Source organism: Mesorhizobium sp. M8A.F.Ca.ET.208.01.1.1 (assembly GCF_004791315.1).
Lineage (GTDB): Bacteria > Pseudomonadota > Alphaproteobacteria > Rhizobiales > Rhizobiaceae > Mesorhizobium.
On the sequence record NZ_SRUT01000002.1, the window covers coordinates 678485 to 694671 of the forward strand.

Annotated in this window: 19 protein-coding genes and 1 tRNA gene; 15 read left to right on the top strand and 5 right to left on the bottom strand. The window is 62.4% G+C overall.

Annotated features, from left to right (window positions below; genetic code table 11):
• Positions 1-172 precede the first annotated feature (172 nt).
• Genes EN851_RS13780 through EN851_RS13795 form a run of 4 tightly spaced genes read left to right on the top strand, consistent with a single transcriptional unit; the run spans position 173 to position 3555 of the window.
• Positions 173-1303, top strand: coding sequence for a DegT/DnrJ/EryC1/StrS family aminotransferase (locus tag EN851_RS13780; protein ID WP_135929426.1), 1131 nt, complete (start codon positions 173-175; stop codon positions 1301-1303).
• On the top strand, positions 1288-2238 hold the full coding sequence (locus tag EN851_RS13785; protein WP_135929427.1) for a glycosyltransferase family 2 protein: 951 nt from the start codon (positions 1288-1290) through the stop codon (positions 2236-2238). Before EN851_RS13780 ends, EN851_RS13785 begins: the two co-directional genes overlap by 16 nt.
• The gene (locus tag EN851_RS13790; protein WP_135929428.1) at positions 2235-3185 is read left to right on the top strand and encodes a WxcM-like domain-containing protein; all 951 of its coding nucleotides are present in this window, start codon (positions 2235-2237) and stop codon (positions 3183-3185) included. The genes EN851_RS13785 and EN851_RS13790 overlap by 4 nt, the downstream gene beginning before the upstream one ends.
• Positions 3186-3189: 4 nt before the next feature.
• Positions 3190-3555, top strand: coding sequence for a GtrA family protein (locus EN851_RS13795; RefSeq protein ID WP_135867532.1), 366 nt, complete (start codon positions 3190-3192; stop codon positions 3553-3555).
• A gap of 240 nt (positions 3556-3795) precedes the next feature.
• On the opposite strand, the gene EN851_RS13800 is transcribed toward EN851_RS13795, so the two are convergent.
• Positions 3796-3880, bottom strand: a tRNA-Leu gene (locus tag EN851_RS13800).
• Positions 3881-4149: 269 nt separating this feature from the next.
• Here EN851_RS13800 and EN851_RS13805 point away from each other — a divergent pair.
• Both EN851_RS13805 and EN851_RS13810 read left to right on the top strand, forming a co-directional pair.
• Positions 4150-4743, top strand: coding sequence for a YqaA family protein (locus tag EN851_RS13805; protein ID WP_127277861.1), 594 nt, complete (start codon positions 4150-4152; stop codon positions 4741-4743).
• A 72-nt stretch (positions 4744-4815) separates the two neighbouring features.
• A complete protein-coding gene (locus EN851_RS13810) occupies positions 4816-5334 on the top strand; it encodes a disulfide bond formation protein B (protein WP_127872244.1) in 519 nt (172 codons plus the stop codon).
• Between the two features lie 89 nt (positions 5335-5423).
• Here the strand turns inward: EN851_RS13810 and EN851_RS13815 are convergent, their stop codons facing one another.
• Entirely contained in the window at positions 5424-6341 is a 918-nt protein-coding gene (locus EN851_RS13815; RefSeq protein ID WP_348630722.1) for an AraC family transcriptional regulator, read from the bottom strand.
• 55 nt (positions 6342-6396) lie between these two features.
• On the opposite strand from EN851_RS13815, the gene EN851_RS13820 reads away from it, so the two are divergent.
• On the top strand, positions 6397-7131 hold the full coding sequence (locus EN851_RS13820; RefSeq protein WP_135883462.1) for an SDR family oxidoreductase: 735 nt from the start codon (positions 6397-6399) through the stop codon (positions 7129-7131).
• Between the two features lie 91 nt (positions 7132-7222).
• On the opposite strand, the gene EN851_RS13825 is transcribed toward EN851_RS13820, so the two are convergent.
• Both EN851_RS13825 and EN851_RS13830 read right to left on the bottom strand, forming a co-directional pair.
• Positions 7223-7780 carry an HNH endonuclease gene (locus tag EN851_RS13825; protein WP_135929429.1) on the bottom strand — a complete coding sequence of 186 codons (558 nt, stop codon included), beginning with the start codon at positions 7778-7780 and terminating at the stop codon, positions 7223-7225.
• A 188-nt stretch (positions 7781-7968) separates the two neighbouring features.
• Positions 7969-8610, bottom strand: coding sequence for a DNA-3-methyladenine glycosylase (locus EN851_RS13830; protein WP_135929430.1), 642 nt, complete (start codon positions 8608-8610; stop codon positions 7969-7971).
• A 75-nt stretch (positions 8611-8685) separates the two neighbouring features.
• Here EN851_RS13830 and gluQRS point away from each other — a divergent pair, with 75 nt between their 5' ends.
• Together gluQRS and EN851_RS13840 are read left to right on the top strand one after the other, a co-directional pair.
• Positions 8686-9561, top strand: a complete 876-nt coding sequence (gene gluQRS / locus EN851_RS13835; RefSeq protein ID WP_135929431.1) for a tRNA glutamyl-Q(34) synthetase GluQRS — start codon at positions 8686-8688, stop codon at positions 9559-9561.
• A 151-nt stretch (positions 9562-9712) separates the two neighbouring features.
• Positions 9713-10609, top strand: coding sequence for a DMT family transporter (locus tag EN851_RS13840; protein WP_127277867.1), 897 nt, complete (start codon positions 9713-9715; stop codon positions 10607-10609).
• 139 nt (positions 10610-10748) lie between these two features.
• Here the strand turns inward: EN851_RS13840 and EN851_RS13845 are convergent, their stop codons facing one another.
• Positions 10749-11600, bottom strand: coding sequence for a YihY/virulence factor BrkB family protein (locus EN851_RS13845; protein ID WP_127277868.1), 852 nt, complete (start codon positions 11598-11600; stop codon positions 10749-10751).
• A 58-nt stretch (positions 11601-11658) separates the two neighbouring features.
• On the opposite strand from EN851_RS13845, the gene EN851_RS13850 reads away from it, so the two are divergent.
• From EN851_RS13850 to EN851_RS13875, 6 genes are all read left to right on the top strand, one after another.
• Positions 11659-12525, top strand: coding sequence for an SDR family oxidoreductase (locus EN851_RS13850; protein ID WP_135929432.1), 867 nt, complete (start codon positions 11659-11661; stop codon positions 12523-12525).
• A gap of 27 nt (positions 12526-12552) precedes the next feature.
• A complete protein-coding gene (locus EN851_RS13855) occupies positions 12553-12744 on the top strand; it encodes a twin transmembrane helix small protein (RefSeq protein ID WP_127277870.1) in 192 nt (63 codons plus the stop codon).
• An 18-nt stretch (positions 12745-12762) separates the two neighbouring features.
• Positions 12763-13344, top strand: coding sequence for a cob(I)yrinic acid a,c-diamide adenosyltransferase (locus EN851_RS13860; RefSeq protein WP_127277871.1), 582 nt, complete (start codon positions 12763-12765; stop codon positions 13342-13344).
• A 33-nt stretch (positions 13345-13377) separates the two neighbouring features.
• Positions 13378-14178: a rhomboid family intramembrane serine protease gene (locus EN851_RS13865; protein ID WP_135929433.1), complete on the top strand. Its 801-nt coding sequence runs from the start codon at positions 13378-13380 to the stop codon at positions 14176-14178.
• 213 nt (positions 14179-14391) lie between these two features.
• A complete protein-coding gene (locus EN851_RS13870) occupies positions 14392-15141 on the top strand; it encodes an electron transfer flavoprotein subunit beta/FixA family protein (protein WP_127277873.1) in 750 nt (249 codons plus the stop codon).
• 24 nt (positions 15142-15165) lie between these two features.
• Positions 15166-16095 carry an electron transfer flavoprotein subunit alpha/FixB family protein gene (locus EN851_RS13875; RefSeq protein ID WP_135929434.1) on the top strand — a complete coding sequence of 310 codons (930 nt, stop codon included), beginning with the start codon at positions 15166-15168 and terminating at the stop codon, positions 16093-16095.
• Positions 16096-16187 lie beyond the last annotated feature (92 nt).

Below are 16187 nucleotides of genomic sequence, written 5' to 3' on the forward strand. Positions count from 1 at the left end.
GGGGTCCGTCGAGACGAGCTCGGCTGCGTTCAATCAGCTTGTCCCACAGCCGGCGTATCGCGTTCCGCAATGAAGGTCGCGGTTCTCGGCAGCAGCATTAATTCAGCTTGCCAAGAGTTGTGTCCAGCGACCACTCTCGAAGTGAAAAACAGATTCAGCCATTGAGTCGCCGATGACGAAACAAGATTCCGTCCCGATGAACGACCTCAAGCGGCTGTATCAACGATACCAGGTCGAAATTGAACGTGAAGTAACAAGCACACTGCGCTCCGGATGGTGGCTCAATGGCGCGATGGGCAAGAAATTCGCCGCCAACTTCGCAGGTTTCATCGGCGTCTCGGATTGCGTCCTTGTGGCCAACGGAACGGACGCTCTCGAACTGGCCTTGGCCGCGGCTGTCGGGCGCAATGGCGCTCGGGGACGCGAAGTCATCACGGCTGCCAATGCCGGCGGCTACGCAAGTTGCGCCTGCTGGCACAACGACCTTGTCCCCCACTATGTCGACATCGATGCAGCCAGCCAGTTGATCAGCGTTTCATCGGTGCTGGCCGCGGCCAGCACGGACACCGCCGCCATCGTCGTCACGCATCTTTATGGCGGCGTCGTCGATGTCGGCGCCCTCAAAAGCGCACTTGCCGAGGCCGGCCTCTCACATATTCCGATCGTGGAGGATTGTGCGCAGGCACATGGCGCACGCATCGGCGGGCGCGTGGCGGGTTCGCTCGCGGACGTGTCCACTTTCAGCTTCTACCCAACCAAGAACCTTGGCGCGACGGGTGACGGAGGCGCCGTTCTGACGTCGGACCCGACGATCGCCGAACAGGTGCGGCGGCTGCAGCAATATGGCTGGGTGGCAAAATATCATGTCGGCGTACCCCATGGCCGGAATTCCCGCATGGATGAGGTCCAGGCGGCCGTTCTTGATGTCTTTCTGCGTGATCTGGGCGATAGAAACGAACGACGCCGTGCTATTCTGGGCCGCTACAAGTCGGCGGCCAGGCGGCGGCTGCAATTCGTGGAAGGCGGTGACGGCGCGGTCGCGCATCTTGCCGTCGCCTTGTGCGACGAGCGCGATGCGTTCAGGATTTTCATGAAGGAGCATGGCGTCGATACCGAGGTCCATTACCCCGTCCTTGACTGCGATCAGGTCGGCTGGGCAGGACTGCCGATGAAACGAACCGAAGATCTGGTGGTCACACGGGCCAGCGTCAACCGTCTCTGCACCGTGCCATGCTATCCCGACATGACGAATGACGAGGTCGGCCAAGTCTGTCTGGCACTCGCCCAATGGGAGGCAATGTGACGACACGCACGATCGTTTTTCCGATCTACCGCAATCAGGCGAATATCCCCTCCCTGATGCAGGCGGTCGCCAATTTTCACGCCAGGTATGCGGGCGATATCGAGTTCGTCTTTGTCATCGATGGGTCGCCGGATGAATCGGGGCCTTTGCTTCTCAATGCGCTGAAGACCTCCGGCTTCGACTATAAAATCATCTTTCACAGCCGGAATTTCGGCTCTTTCACCGCCATTCGAACAGGTCTCGAACATGCTTCTGGCGAGCATGTCGCCGCCATGGCCGCCGACCTGCAAGAGCCGCCGGAACTGATCGTGGAGTTCTTCTCGATCCTGGAGAAGGATGGCGCCGACGTCGTATTCGGGCGCAGGACGGGCCGCAATGATCCGCCGGTAACGCGGTTTTTGTCGAAAGCGTTCTGGGCGGCCTACCGCAGGCTCGTCCTGCCCAGCATGCCGAGCGGTGGGGTCGATATCTTTGCCTGCAACCGCCAGGTGCTGGAAGCGATCCTGTCCATCGAGGAGCCCAACAGCTCGCTTGTCGTGCAATTGTTCTGGGTCGGCTTCAGGCGGGAATTCGTGCCCTATCGCCGCCGCGAACGGGAGCATGGGACGAGTGCGTGGAGCATGGCCCGTCGGTTCAGATACATGATGGACAGCATCTTTTCGTTCTCCGATTTCCCGATAATTCTGACCCTTTGGGTGGGCTTCGCGGGCTGCCTGCTCAGCCTGCTGTTTGCAGCCGTTACCGTCATGGCGCGGTTGCTCGGCAACATTGACGCGGCCGGCTACACAACGCTGGTGCTGCTGATCGTGGGCTTCGGATCGGCCAGTCTGATGGTCCAGGGCATTCTGGGCTGCTATCTCTGGCGGGCGGTTGAAAACACCAAGTCACGGCCCCTGCGAGTGATCAGCCGCGTCGTCGAGGGGACATCGAAATGACCGACAAGGCATTTTTTGTTCATGAGCAGGGCATCTGCGAAAGTCCGCATATCGGCCAGGGAACACGCATCTGGGCGTTTGCCCATGTTCTGAAGGGCGCCGTGATCGGTGCGGACTGCAACATCTGTGATCATGTCTTCATCGAGAATGACGTGGTGATCGGTAATGACGTGACCATAAAAAGCGGCGTTCAATTGTGGGACGGCCTCCGCCTTGGGAACCGCGTGTTCGTCGGTCCAAACGCGACATTCACCAACGATCGTTTCCCGCGCTCGAAAGAGTATCCCGAGGCATTTCTTCTGACGACGGTGGAGGACGGCGCGTCAATAGGCGCCAATGCGACCATCCTGCCAGGCATAGTCATCGGACGTCAGGCGATGATCGGCGCCGGCGCGGTGGTGACCAAGAATGTTCCCGCCAATGCCGTGGTGGTCGGAAATCCAGCCATCATCATCGGCTACCAGACCGGTCCGCAAATCCAGCCGACAGTGACGCAGACATTCCCCGATACGCCCGGCGAAAGAATGCCGCTTGGCATCGGCGGCAGCGAACTCTGGAGGCTGCCGCATTTTGGCGACCTGCGCGGCGAGATCGCACCGCTGGAGTTCGGTTCGAACCTGCCCTTCAAACCGGCGCGCTCCTTCTTGGTCTACGGTGTGCCTTCCGACAAGGTCAGGGGCGAGCACGCGCATCGCGAATGCCATCAATTCCTGATCGCGGCCCATGGGCGGCTTTCCGTTGTCCTCGACAACGGCCATGACAGAAAAGAGGTTTCTCTGGCCGAACCGTCGATCGGGCTCTACATGCCGCCGGGCATCTGGGGAATCCAGTACAAATTCCAGCCGGACACGGTCCTGCTGGTCATGGCTTCGCATCACTATGATGCGGGCGACTACATCAGGGACTATACGGATTTCCTCAGCGTGGTCGGACAGGACGGCCGTTGACCGAATGCGCGCAGACGCTGTCCGCTTCCTCGTCGCCGGTGGTCTCAACACAGCCTTCACCAGCCTCATCTATTTTGCCGCCCTCGCTGTCCTGCCTTCAGGTCTTTCCTATGCCATTGCCTGGCTGACAGGTCTGTTGTTCGTCATGGTGCTCTATCCGAAACGCGTTTTCCCAGGCGGCCGCACCGCCCTTGCGGACCGGCTGGCGATGGGCGGCCTGGTGGTCGTCGTGTTCCTGATCGGATTGGCAAGCCTTCATTTTCTACGAGACATCCTCGAAAACGCGCTGGCCGCATACCTCGCCACCCTCGCCATCACGACGAGTCTCAATTTCCTGGCCTCTCGATGGATACTTCGCAGAGCGCTCTGATCGAAGTTGTCTCGGCAGCATTTCGACCCCAAACATCATGACGACCGAATGGAACATCACATAGCGGGAGCAGGTTGCCGCAACGGCGCCAGCCTGCTGCTCTGAATTTGTCCCGGATGAGCCGCAAGCATGAGATTCGGCGAAATACCGCCTGCGCCTGCTGTCAACAGCCATGGTCTCACCGGGTTCGCCTGGACCATCCGCGGGCAAGCAAAGGCGAATCAGCAGCTGAACATGGAATGGTGCCCCTAGCCGGGATCGAACCAGCACTCCTTGCGGAACTCGATTTTGAGTCGAGCGCGTCTACCAATTCCGCCATAGGGGCTCAGGCCGGGCGGCCTGGATGGGCGCGGACTATACGGTCGGAGGCCTGTTCGTCAACTGGCCTGTTGCAGATTTGCCGATGTCGGCGCGCTTGAACCCGCGCCTTACGATTTCGTAAACAGCGCTGCCATTGTGCGGCACGGAAAATCTTTCTAGACAGGCTCGCGTTCAAATGTCCGCGAAAGCGATGGCTGCGGCGCTTTAGGCCCTTGTCTCATGCATGCCGGTATCCGAGAACCGCAGCGTGCACGACATCCACTAGGAGAGCCGATGCTTCGCGGACTGTACGACTGGACCTTGTCACTGGCGGCCCGCAAATCCGCCGAATGGTGGCTGGCCTTCATCGCCTTCGTCGAAAGCTCGGTATTCCTGGTGCCGGCCGACGTGCTCTATCTGCCGATGGCATTGTCGCGGCCGGACCGGGCCTATCGCTATGCCTTCATCGCCACCGTCGCTTCGGTGCTGGGCGGCATTGCCGGCTGGTTCATCGGCCACTACGCCTATGACGCGGTGGCGCGGCCTATCCTCGAATTCTACGGCAAGTATGACGAGTTCGAGCAGTTGCGCTCCTCCGCGGGCGTAAGCATCGAGTTCATCGCCCTGATGCTGGTCACCTCGGGTGCGGCGCATCTGCCGCCGATCAAGGTGGTGACGATCCTGTCCGGCGCGCTGGGCGTCAACCTGGCGCTGTTCATCGTGCTGGCCATTATCGCGCGTGGCGGCCGCTTCCTGCTCCTGGCGTGGCTTTTGCGCCGTTATGGCGAGCCAATCCGCGAATTCATCGAAAAGCGCCTGGGCCTGATCGCCGGCGCCGCCGCGGTTGCCCTGATTTTGCTCTATATCCTGATCAAATACGTCGTCTGAGGCCCTCTCAAAACCGGTTTTGAGAGTGGCAGGCGGACCTGGCGGGCGGCGAACACAACGGACGATAGAACCATGACAGCGACCATGAATGCCGATACCGGACGCCAGCGGACACGCGCTGCCTTGTTTCTAGCGGTCGCAATGGCCGCGACCGTTGGCTCGGCGCTCGGCTTCCAGCATATCGGCGGCTACATCCCCTGCCATCTCTGTCTGGAACAGCGCACGCCGTATTACATCGGCGTGCCCTTGATGGTGCTGGCGGTGATCGCATCGATGCTGCGCGCACCGGCATGGGTGACGCGCGGTCTGCTGGCCATCGGCGGCCTCCTGATGCTCTACGGCCTTTATCTCGGCGTCTATCACTCCGGCGTCGAATGGGCCTGGTGGCAGGGTCCGGCCGATTGCACGGCGGGCGCCGGCCCAGTCGACACCGGCGGCAAAGGCGTGCTCGACGCGCTCGACAAATTCGTGCCGCCCTCTTGCGACAAGGCCGCACTGCGCATCCTCGGCCTGTCGCTGGCCGGCTGGAACGCCATCGCCAGCCTGATCCTCGCCGCAGTCGCCTTCCGCGGCGCATTTTCACGCGACTGACACGTCAGTGCCGTCGTGGCCTGGTCGAGACAAGGGCAATAGCGGACCGGGAGATAAGCGGAGATAAGTCTGCCAGAAAGGCTCCCGCCTCAAGCCGTGTGCTGTCGTGGTGCGGCACCAAAGGTTCGACGAAAAGCGTGGCCAAATGCGCTTTGAGAGGTGTAGCCGACACTCGCCGCCACCTTGCTAACGCTCGAATAACGTTCGGCCAGCGCGGCCCGTGCGCGCGTCATTCGCCACCTGCGGACATAGGCGAGCGGTGCCTGTCCTACGCGATGGGTAAAGGCCGCCGAGAAGGCGGCCCGCGACATCCCGGCCACGCCGGCCAGATCGGCAACGGTCCACGGCCGCGCGATATCGGCATGAAAACATTGGATCGCTCGGCCAATGCGTGGATCCACCAACGCAGCAAGCCAACCGTGGGTCGTGTCCGAAGCCGATGCGAAAGTGCGGATCGCCTGGATCATAAGAACCTCGGCCAACCTGGCCGTGACGACGTCGTTTCCCATCGCGGGCTGCCCTGCTTCCGCGTCCAACAGACCCAGGACCGCCGTGATCGCCGCGGCTCCAGTCGACGTGCTGGGGATGTGCATGAACGCCGGCAGCATATCGAGGAGAAAGGCAGCATTCCCTCGCGTAAAAGAAATTCCACCGCCGAGCGCCACCGCATCGTCACCCCCCAGGCGCACAAGGTCATTTCCTTCGGCGTACAGTGACGAACCGTCGATCGGCATCAGGGCGGGATCGCTCGCAACCACATATTCAGTGAAGCCGATCAAGCAGCAGTCGCCCGCCTCGATCCGCTGGGGAGCAACATTGGGCAGCAGGAGCCAGCTCACCCCACGCAGAACAGCGACGAATTTCAGGCGTTCTCGCGCGGGAAACGCCAACGCCCAGTCGCCGGAGCCCTCCAAGCGCGTCCTCCGGGTCGCCCGCGCATCGAGCACCGTAAGTACATCCGATAGCGGATCGAAGGTTCGAGACGATTGCGACAAACTCATGGCCATTCAAGCATAGCACGTCCAGCGCGCTTTACCCATCTCTGGTGAAAAGGAGATGAACATGAGCATTGTTGGCAAAGTGGTGGCGATCACCGGGGCGAGCAGCGGCATCGGCCGCGCGACCGCAATTCTCCTAGCGGAAGCGGGTGCGACGGTGGTGCTCGGCGCACGGCGCGAGGACGCCCTGGCGGAGGTCGCCCGGGATATTGCCGCGGTCGGAGGCAAGGTGGCCTACAAGGTGACCGACGTGACCGTTCGTGCCGATCTTGAGGCCCTCGTGGCACTCGCGGTGGACCGTGAAGGCGGGCTGGATGTCATAGTCAACAATGCCGGTATCAGCCCTATTTCGCGCTTTGATGCCCTGAGGGTCGAAGATTGGGACGCGATGATCGACGTAAACCTGCGTGGCACGCTGTACGGGATCGCCGCTGCGCTGCCGATCTTCGCACGCCAGCGCAGCGGACATGTCATCAACGTGGTATCGACGGCCGGCATCAAGATCGTGCCGACGATGGGTGTCTATGCCGCGACCAAGAATGCCGTTCGGACAGTCAGCGAGACCCTGCGGCAGGAAGCAGGACCGCATCTGCGAGTGACCGAGGTGTCGCCTGGTATGATCGCGACCAATCTCGCCGACTCGTTCACCGACATGGCGGTCAAGGAGACCATGGCGGCACGGATCGGGGCTATCGCCATCCCGCCTGCCGCGATCGCGCGGGGCATCGCATACGCCATCGATCAACCTGATGACGTGGATGTGGGCAGCATCGTCATCCGGCCGACCGCTCAGGATTGAACGCCCATGACACGATGCGGCGCTCGGTAGACACGCCAGTAGCTACTCAGACCCCAAAATCGGGGCGGCCAGCCATCCGAATGTCGAAAACTCAAGGCTCCAGTTCGACGTCCCAGTAGAGATAATCCATCCAGCTTTCATGCAGATGGTTGGGCGGGAACAGCCGGCCGTTGTTGTGCAGATCATGCACGGTCGGCTGGTAGGGCTTCTGCAGAGGAAACATCTTGGCATGCGACGGCATCATGCCGCCCTTCCTCAGATTGCAAGGCGAACAGGCGGCGACGACGTTCTCCCATGTCGTCGCGCCGCCGCGATGACGGGGGATGACGTGGTCGAAGGTCAGGTCCTCGGGCGTGCCGCAATACTGGCACTGGAAGCGGTCGCGCAGGAAGACGTTGAAGCGGGTGAACGCCGGGTGCCTCGACGGCTTCACATAGGCCTTCAGGCTGACCACGCTCGGCAGCTTCATCGAGAAGGTCGGCGAGGACACCGCATGCTCGTATTCGGCGACGATGTTCACCCGGTCGAGGAATACCGCCTTGATGGCGTCCTGCCAGGACCAGAGCGACAAGGGGTAATAGCTGAGCGGACGGTAATCCGCATTCAGCACCAGCGCTGGAAGCCCATCCGGAGATACGGCAACCGTCACCTTGTTGACCTCCTTGGTTCGCACATGATCCCGAAAATCGAATTCGACTTTCGGAAAGGGTCACGTGCTGCTTCAAAAGCCCGACCGTTCGGCGCGGATACTGTAAGCCTGACATGACAGGGATGTGAAGCGGATTGTCGCGGGCGCGGCGTGCCAAAAACACATGATTTTTATGCTTTTTTGCGGATTCAGGCCGGCGGTGCGGCGTCTCGGCCCCTGGTTTCGCGATAATAGGACCAGAAAAGCCGCGATGCGACACCTCGCCACGGGCTCCATGATTCGGCCAAGGCGATCAGTGTTTTCTCAGGCGGGCGCGGGTCGATGCCGAGCGCGTGGCCGACGGCGCTCTGCAGGGCGACGTCACGCGCCGGGAAAATATCGGGGTGTCCGGCGGCAAACAACAGATACACTTCCGCCGTCCAGGGGCCGATACCAGGCACCGCTGTCATTGCCGCGATCGCTTCCCCGGCGTCGAGCGAACAGAGATGATGCAGGTCGAGGCCGTCGGCCACCGCTTGGGCGGCCGCGACAAGACCACGCTCCTTGGGCCGCGACAGGCCGGCCTCGCGAAACATGTCCTCGCCGGCGGCAAGGATAGCCCGCGGCGTTAGCGGATCGACCAGTTTCGTCAGCCGGCCGAAGATGGCATCGGCACTCGCCCGGGAAACTTGCTGCGACACGATGATCGAGGCGAGGCTCCTGAACCCGGGCTCCGAAAGCCTGAGCGGCACCTCGCCGGCCATGCCGCGCACTTTTTCCAGGCGCGGATCGATGATGCAAAGCGCATCCAGTCCCCGTTCAACGTCATCCAGTGTCGCGATGCGCTGCATGGTATCCTTGTCCGCGAATGTGCCGCAAAGTAGCAACCGCCAAAACCGCAGCACAACCCGATTGCCGCCCGAGACATGACGCTCCTGACATTCCGCTTCGCGCCCAGCCCCAATGGCGAACTGCATCTGGGCCACGCCTATTCGGCGTTGCTCAACCAGAAGCTCGCAAAGGCGTCAGGCGGCCGTCTGCTGCTGCGCATCGAGGATATCGACACCACACGCTGCACGCCGGAGTTCGAGGCGGGCATGCTTGCCGACCTGAAATGGCTGGGGCTTGGCTGGCAAGAGCCCGTGCGCCGCCAGTCCGAGCATTTCGCGGAATACCGGACGGTGCTCGAGCGCCTGATCCGCGAGGAACTGGTCTATCCCGCCTTCATGAGCCGTGGCGAGATCAGGGCTTTCATCGCCGACAGCGAAATGCGCGGGCGCGACTGGCCGCGCGATCCCGACGGTGTGCCGCTCTATCCGCCAGCCGACAAGGCATTGCCGATGAAGGAACGCAGGCGGCGGATTGCCGAGAATACACCCTTCGCCTGGCGGCTGGACGTCGGCGCCGCCATGGCGCGTGCCGGCAAGGATCTCGCATGGGCCGAATTCACCGATGAGACGCTATCCGCGACGCACCTGGTCGAGGCCCGTCCGCAGGACTGGGGCGACGTGATCGTGGCGCGCCGCGACATCCCGACCAGCTACCACCTCGCCGTCATCGTCGACGACGCGCTGCAAGGCGTCAGCCATGTCGTGCGCGGACAGGACCTGTTTTCCGCGACCGGCGTGCAGCGACTGCTTCAGGAGATTCTGGGATTGCAGCCACCCGCCTATTTCCACCATCGGCTCGTCCTCGGGCCGGACGGGCGAAAACTGTCGAAGAGCCTTGGCGATACCGGACTTGCCGCCTTGCGTGATGCCGGCACGACGCCAGACGACATCAGGCGGACGATCGGGCTCTGACCCCAGCAATCCTTGGGAGACACCTTTTTGAGCCCTTCACCCGTTGAATTCCGGTGATGTATGGATCAACGGTTTGGTTTTGCGCGCCAGGTTGAACAGGGTTAGAGCATCGCCACGGTCAATTCTCACCAGTACGGCGGTCTCCGGAAAAATGCACAGCATCAAGCGGTTCATCCCCGCCACCTTCGTTGTCTTGTGGGCAACCGGCTTCATCGGCGCCCGCTACGCCATGCCGTGGGCGGAGCCATTCACCTTCCTCGCGGCGCGTTTCGTCATAGCCGCCATCCTGCTGGCAGTGCTGATGCTTGTGCTGGGCTCGAAGCGAGCCACCCGCGAGGAGGCGCTGCATGCCACCGGTGCCGGCGTGCTGATGCATGGCGTCTATCTCGGCGCCGTCTTCTGGGCCATCCACAGGGGTATGCCCGCCGGATTTTCGGCCCTTATCGTCGGCTTGCAGCCGCTGATCACTGCGGTGCTTGCCGGCAAGTTCCTGGGCGAGGCCATTCTGCCGCGCCACTGGCTTGGCCTTGGCATCGGCCTGGTCGGCATCGTCATTGTGCTGTGGCCAAAACTCGGCGCGCTCGGCGGCGGCGTGACGGCGGCGACGCTGACCGCCTCGCTGGTCTCGGTGCTCGGCATGAGCGCCGGAACCATCTGGCAGAAGCGCTTTGCCTCCGGCGGCGACCTCGTCGCGGCCACCATGTGGCAATATATCGGCGGCGCCTCGCTGATGATCGTGGCCGCGCTCGCCTTCGAAACGCACGCCGTCGTCATCAACGGCGAACTGATCTTCGCCATGGCCTGGTTGGTGCTGGTGCTGTCGCTCGGCGCAATCTTCCTGTTGATGGTGATGATCCGCGACGGCGAGATGTCGAAAGTGGCGTCGTTGTTCTACCTCGTGCCGGCGGTGACGGCCATCATCGCCTGGGCCCTGTTCAACGAACAGCTCAACGCACTTCAAATCGTCGGCATGGCGATCACCACCTTTGGCGTGGGCCTGGCAACGGCGCGACCGGCCAGGGGAGGAATTGAGGAATTGCAGAACTGAGGAATTGAGGAACTGAAGAATTGAAGAATTGAAGAAGAAGTGCACGGCGCCGGATATGGCGCCTTTTTCTCCAATTCCTCAGTTCTTCAACTCCTCAATTCTTCATTTCTTCAATTCCTCCGTTCTTCAATTCCGCCGGTCAACCCACCCGGGCACGCGCCTCCAGATAACGGCTGATCGCGGCGTTGAGCTCGCCGCCGAGGATGAAGATCGCCGAGACGATGTAGAGGAAAACCACCGCGATCATGATCGAGGCGAGACCGGCATAGGTCGTCACATAGGACGAGAAATGGTCGAGATAGGTGGCAAACATCGTCGAGCCGATAAGCCATGCCGCCAGCGTGAAGATGATGCCCGGCACCAGCGAGACGAAACGGCGCTTGCCGGCCGGCAGCCAGTAGTGAACGGCGAAGAGCCCGCCGATGATGACGGTCGAGGCAATGACGTAACGCCACAGCGTGATCGTGCCCGTATAGGGTTTGATCCACTCGAAATGGGCTTCAGCCAGCCGCGCCAACAGGGGCGCGAACACCAGAAGCACGCTGATCGCCAGGAACCCGGCGGTCGCGATCAGCACGAAGAAGATGCTCTGCACCCGGCGGTAGATGATGCCGCGCGTCTCGGTGACCCGATAAGCGCGATTGAGCGACGTGCGCAGCGCCTCGATGCCGTTCGAGGCGAAATAGGCGGCAAGCAGCACGCCATAGGTCAACAGGTCGCTGCGCCTGACGGTCAGCACGTTGAGCACTTCATGCGCGATCGGTTTGGCGATCTGCTCGGGCCACGTGTCGAAGACCAGATGCACCGCCGTGTCGGCAAAGGCCTGGGCGCCGAGGAAGCTGCCCAGCGTCGTGGCGAAGATCAGGAACGGAAACAGCGCCATCAGCGAGGTGATCGCCAGATGGCTGGCCATCGCCCAGCCGTCATCGGTGTTGAAATGGCCGAGCGCGTCGTAGAGCACGCGACGCAGGGCGACAATATTCCGCAGCAAGAACGCGCGCTCCCTTCGATTGTCTCGACGCCGCGAATATGGGAAGGGAATGCGGCAAATGGCAACCCTTCGTCAAACTCCGAATTCTCCAGCGGCAGAGTTGCGCACCATCATCGTCACCGGTGCGTCTTCCGGCATAGGCGCCTATTGCGCCCGCGCATTGAAGGCCGAGGGCTGGCGGGTGTTCGCGACGGCGCGCAAGCCGCAAGACATCGCCGCGCTCGAAGCGGACGGAATTGAGGCTTTCTATCTCGACTACACGGAACCGGGATCCATCGCCGGCCTGGCATCGGCCGTACTCGAGCGCACCGGCGGCAAGCTCGATGCCCTGTTCAACAACGGCGCTTACGCCCAGGCCGGCGCCGTCGAGGATCTGTCCGTTGCGGCGCTCAAAGAGCAGTTCGAGGCCAATTTCTTCGGCTGGCACGACCTGACCCGCCGTCTGGTTCCGGTGATGCGCCGCCAGGGCCACGGCCGCCTCGTCCATTGCTCGTCGATCCTGGGTCTCGTGCCGGTGCGCTTCCGTGGCGCCTATTCGGCATCCAAGCACGCCTTGGAAGCCTTGATGCTCTGCCAGCGCCAGGAACTAACCGGCAGCGGCATCCATGTCTCGCTGATCGAGCCGGGGCCGGTGAAATCGAAGATCGCCAGCAATGGCTTGCCCTGGTTCCTCAGGAATATCGATCACGAGAATTCCGTGCATCGCGCCGACTATGCCGCGCAGCTGGAGCGCATGCGCGCCGGCGGCAGCCAATCGGCCCTGAAGCCCGGGCCGGAAGTGGTCCACAAGGCGCTTCGCCATGCACTTCTGTCGCGGCACCCGCGCCCACACTATGTGGTAACAATGTCGGCCAGGATCGGGGCCGTGCTCAAACGCATCCTGCCGGCCCCAATGCTCCACCGCCTGCTTGCCAGGCGCGCCTGAACAAGCAGAGAACTGGAAACGCAAAAAATGGCCACCGTCTTCAACATCCTTGCCATTCTGGTCATGGCCGCCGTGGTGGTCGTGCTGATCAGGGGCCTCATCAACATGATGCGCGGCGGCTCCGGCGTGACGTCCAACAAGCTGATGCAGGCCCGCGTTCTGCTGCAGGCCGTGGCGCTGGCGCTGATCCTGCTGGCCGTGTATTTCACCCGCAAGTAAGGGCCTTTCGGAGGCGATGTGGTCAAGCTCAACAAGATCTACACCCGCACCGGAGACGACGGCACAACCGGCCTCGGCACGGGCGAGCGGCGGCTGAAATCCGATCTCCGGGTGGACGCCTATGGCACGGTCGACGAAGCCAATGCCTGTATCGGCATGGCCCGCGTGCATACCGCACAGAGCCATCAGGCGATCGACGCCATGCTTGGTCGCATCCAGAACGACCTTTTCGACCTCGGCGCCGACCTCGCCGTGCCTGATGACGGCAAGCCGCTCGGCTACGAGCCGCTGCGCATCGTTGCCGCCCAGACCGACCGTGTCGAGCACGACATCGACCTCCTCAACAAAGACCTCCAGCCGCTGAAATCCTTCGTGCTGAACGGCGGCACGCCGGCGGCGGCCGCCCTCCATCTCGCCCGCACCGTGGCCAGGCGAGCCGAGCGGCTGATGGTGGCCCTGGCGCAGGACCCGGCCGAACACGTCAATCGCGACGGGCTGAAGTACATCAACCGCGTCTCGGATTTCCTGTTTGTCGCCGCTCGGGTGGTCAATGACAATGGAAATGCCGACGTGCTATGGGTTCCCGGCAAGAACCGCTGAAACGGACCGGAGGGCGGGAGGGGCCGACGACCGATGTTCATCCCGCTTTACGACACCAACAGGCTGCGCCATATCAGGCTGCAATATGTAACGATCGGGCTGATCGTCGCCAACGCCGTGATCTATTGCGCCACGGCGCTCGGCGGCAAGGACTTCACCAATGCCGCCGTGCTTGGCCTCGGCTTCATCCCCTCCGTCGTTCACGACACGGCCGAACTCGACCCCCGCTTTGTCATCATCCCCGAGAGCCTGAGCTACCTCACCTACTCTTTCCTGCACGCCGACATTTTCCATCTCGGCGGCAACATGCTGTTCCTTTGGGTGTTCGGCGACAATGTCGAGGACGCGCTCGGCCATATCAGATACCTGATCTTCTATTTCCTGTGCGCCATCGCCGGAGCCGCTTTCCAGGGGCTCATCGCCTGGGATTCACAAGTGCCGCTGATCGGCGCCTCGGGTGCCATTGCCGGCGTGGTCGTCGCCTACCTGATCCTCTATCCCAGGGTGAAGGTGTGGGTGCTTGCCTTTGCCCGCATCCCTTTGCGCATTCCAGCCTTCATCCCGCTCATACTGTGGGTGGCGTTCCAGGTCGTCATGTTCGCGGCCGGCGGCGAGGATCGGATCTCTTGGGCGTGCCACATCGGCGGCATCATTGCCGGCGCGGTCCTGGTGCTGGTCCTGCGCAGTCGCGGCGTGCCGCTGTTTGCCCCCGCCGACGAGGATGCCGTGGTTCCGACCCCCGAACAGCCGCCGGTCGTTGGCGAACCAGCGACGCCCCAAACGTCCGCCACCACGGCGCGCTGGGGCCGGGGAAACCCTTCTGGCCCAAACTGAACCGATTTGAGCAGCTTCCAGCGTATTGACGGCAAGGGTCGCCACAATTACGGAAACGTCTCCGTCGCAGCCCAAGGCGGGCAAAGACCAGAATTTCCATCCGGCCAGAATTCCGTCTGGCCGGAATTCAGTCAGGAATGTCGGCTTTCGACAACTCAGAAAGGGCGCAGGCTGCTATAGCGCGCCCAACTAGCGTGAAGAGGTGACAGGCAAATGAAGATCCTTGTGCCCGTGAAGCGGGTTGTGGACGCGAATGTGAAGGTTCGCGTGAAGGCCGATGGTTCGGCTGTGGAACTCGCCAACGTCAAGATGGCGATGAACCCGTTCGACGAGATCGCGGTCGAGGAAGCGATCCGGATCAAGGAAGCCGGCAAGGCCGAGGAGATCATCGTCGTGTCGATCGGCCCGCAGCAGGCGCAGGAAACACTGCGCACCGCGCTCGCCATGGGCGCCGACCGCGCCATCCTGGTCAAGACCGACGAGCAGACCGAGCCGCTCGGTGTCGCCAAGGTGCTGAAGGGCGTGGTCGATGCGGAGAAGCCAGGCCTTGTCATTCTCGGCAAGCAGGCGATCGACGACGATTCCAACCAGACCGGCCAGATGCTGGCCGCCCTGCTTGGCTGGGCCCAGGGCACCTTCGCGTCCAAGGTCGTGCTCGAGGGTGACCATGCCAAGGTGACGCGCGAAGTCGACGGCGGCTTGCAGACGGTGGAGCTGAAGATGCCGGTGATCGTCACCGCCGACCTTCGCCTCAACCAGCCGCGCTATGCCTCGCTGCCCAACATCATGAAGGCCAAGAAGAAGCCGCTGGACGAGAAGAGCCCGGCCGACTACGGCGCCGACGTCAAGCCGCGCCTGAAGGTCATCAAGACCGAGGAGCCGGGTGGCCGCAAGGCCGGCGTCAAGGTCAAGAGCGTCGCCGAACTGGTCGACAAGCTCAAGAACGAAGCCGGCGTTTTGTAAGCGATCGGGAAAGGAACAGATAAAATGGCAATTCTCCTCATCGCCGAACACGACAACGCCACCCTTTCCGACCAGACCGCCAAGGCGCTTTCGGCCGCCCTGCAAATCGGCTCGGACGTTCATGTGCTGGTGGCCGGCAAAGGCGCCAAGGCCGCTGCCGATGCAGCCGCGAAACTGAAGGGCGTCGGCAAGGTGCTGCTCGCCGAGGCCGACGAACTCGCCGAGCGCCTGGCCGAGCCGACGGCGGCACTGGTCGTCTCGCTGGCTGGCGCTTACGACACGATCATCGCGCCGGCGACGTCCGCTGGCAAGAACATCGCGCCGCGCGTCGCCGCCCTGCTCGATGTTGCGCAGGTCTCCGAAATCATCGAAGTGGTGTCGCCTGACACTTTCAAGCGGCCGATCTATGCCGGCAACGCCATCCAGACGGTACAGTCGACCGATGCCAAGAAGGTCATCACCGTGCGCACCGCTTCCTTCCAGGCGGCACCCGAGGGTGGTTCTGCTTCGGTCGAGACGGTTCATGCGGCGGCCAATCCCGGCCTCTCGACCTTCGTCGAGAACAAGCTGTCGGAGACCGATCGTCCGGAGCTGACCTCGGCCAAGATCATCATCTCGGGCGGCCGCGCGCTCGGTTCCTCGGAAAAATTCCAGGAAGTCATCCTGCCGGTCGCCGACAAGCTCGGCGCCGCCGTCGGCGCTTCCCGCGCCGCCGTCGATGCGGGCTATGCGCCGAACGACTGGCAGGTCGGCCAGACCGGCAAGGTGGTCGCCCCCGATCTCTACATTGCCGTCGGCATCTCCGGCGCCATTCAGCACCTCGCCGGCATGAAGGATAGCAAGGTCATCGTCGCCATCAACAAGGACGAGGAAGCGCCGATCTTCCAGGTTGCCGACTACGGCCTCGTCGGCGATCTCTTCGTCATCCTGCCGGAGTTGCAGAAGGCGCTTTGACGCTTCCGCGCAACCGTATTAAATTACGAGGGGTGGGGTAGACGAAGTCGCCCCACCCTTTTAGTTTGCACCGCACAATAAGCAGGCCACAA

What these genes read in the sequence shown, in the direction of transcription:
- EN851_RS13780 (WP_135929426.1), top strand. Translation starts at nt 173, where the DNA reads ATGACGAAACAAGATTCCGTCCCGATGAACGACCTCAAGCGGCTGTAT.
- EN851_RS13785 (WP_135929427.1), top strand. Translation starts at nt 1,288, where the DNA reads ATGGGAGGCAATGTGACGACACGCACGATCGTTTTTCCGATCTACCGC.
- EN851_RS13790 (WP_135929428.1), top strand. Translation starts at nt 2,235, where the DNA reads ATGACCGACAAGGCATTTTTTGTTCATGAGCAGGGCATCTGCGAAAGT.
- EN851_RS13795 (WP_135867532.1), top strand. Translation starts at nt 3,190, where the DNA reads ATGCGCGCAGACGCTGTCCGCTTCCTCGTCGCCGGTGGTCTCAACACA.
- EN851_RS13805 (WP_127277861.1), top strand. Translation starts at nt 4,150, where the DNA reads ATGCTTCGCGGACTGTACGACTGGACCTTGTCACTGGCGGCCCGCAAA.
- EN851_RS13810 (WP_127872244.1), top strand. Translation starts at nt 4,816, where the DNA reads ATGACAGCGACCATGAATGCCGATACCGGACGCCAGCGGACACGCGCT.
- EN851_RS13815 (WP_348630722.1), bottom strand. Translation starts at nt 6,341, where the DNA reads ATGGCCATGAGTTTGTCGCAATCGTCTCGAACCTTCGATCCGCTATCG.
- EN851_RS13820 (WP_135883462.1), top strand. Translation starts at nt 6,397, where the DNA reads ATGAGCATTGTTGGCAAAGTGGTGGCGATCACCGGGGCGAGCAGCGGC.
- EN851_RS13830 (WP_135929430.1), bottom strand. Translation starts at nt 8,610, where the DNA reads ATGCAGCGCATCGCGACACTGGATGACGTTGAACGGGGACTGGATGCG.
- gluQRS (WP_135929431.1), top strand. Translation starts at nt 8,686, where the DNA reads ATGACGCTCCTGACATTCCGCTTCGCGCCCAGCCCCAATGGCGAACTG.
- EN851_RS13840 (WP_127277867.1), top strand. Translation starts at nt 9,713, where the DNA reads ATGCACAGCATCAAGCGGTTCATCCCCGCCACCTTCGTTGTCTTGTGG.
- EN851_RS13850 (WP_135929432.1), top strand. Translation starts at nt 11,659, where the DNA reads ATGGCAACCCTTCGTCAAACTCCGAATTCTCCAGCGGCAGAGTTGCGC.
- EN851_RS13855 (WP_127277870.1), top strand. Translation starts at nt 12,553, where the DNA reads ATGGCCACCGTCTTCAACATCCTTGCCATTCTGGTCATGGCCGCCGTG.
- EN851_RS13865 (WP_135929433.1), top strand. Translation starts at nt 13,378, where the DNA reads ATGTTCATCCCGCTTTACGACACCAACAGGCTGCGCCATATCAGGCTG.
- EN851_RS13870 (WP_127277873.1), top strand. Translation starts at nt 14,392, where the DNA reads ATGAAGATCCTTGTGCCCGTGAAGCGGGTTGTGGACGCGAATGTGAAG.
- EN851_RS13875 (WP_135929434.1), top strand. Translation starts at nt 15,166, where the DNA reads ATGGCAATTCTCCTCATCGCCGAACACGACAACGCCACCCTTTCCGAC.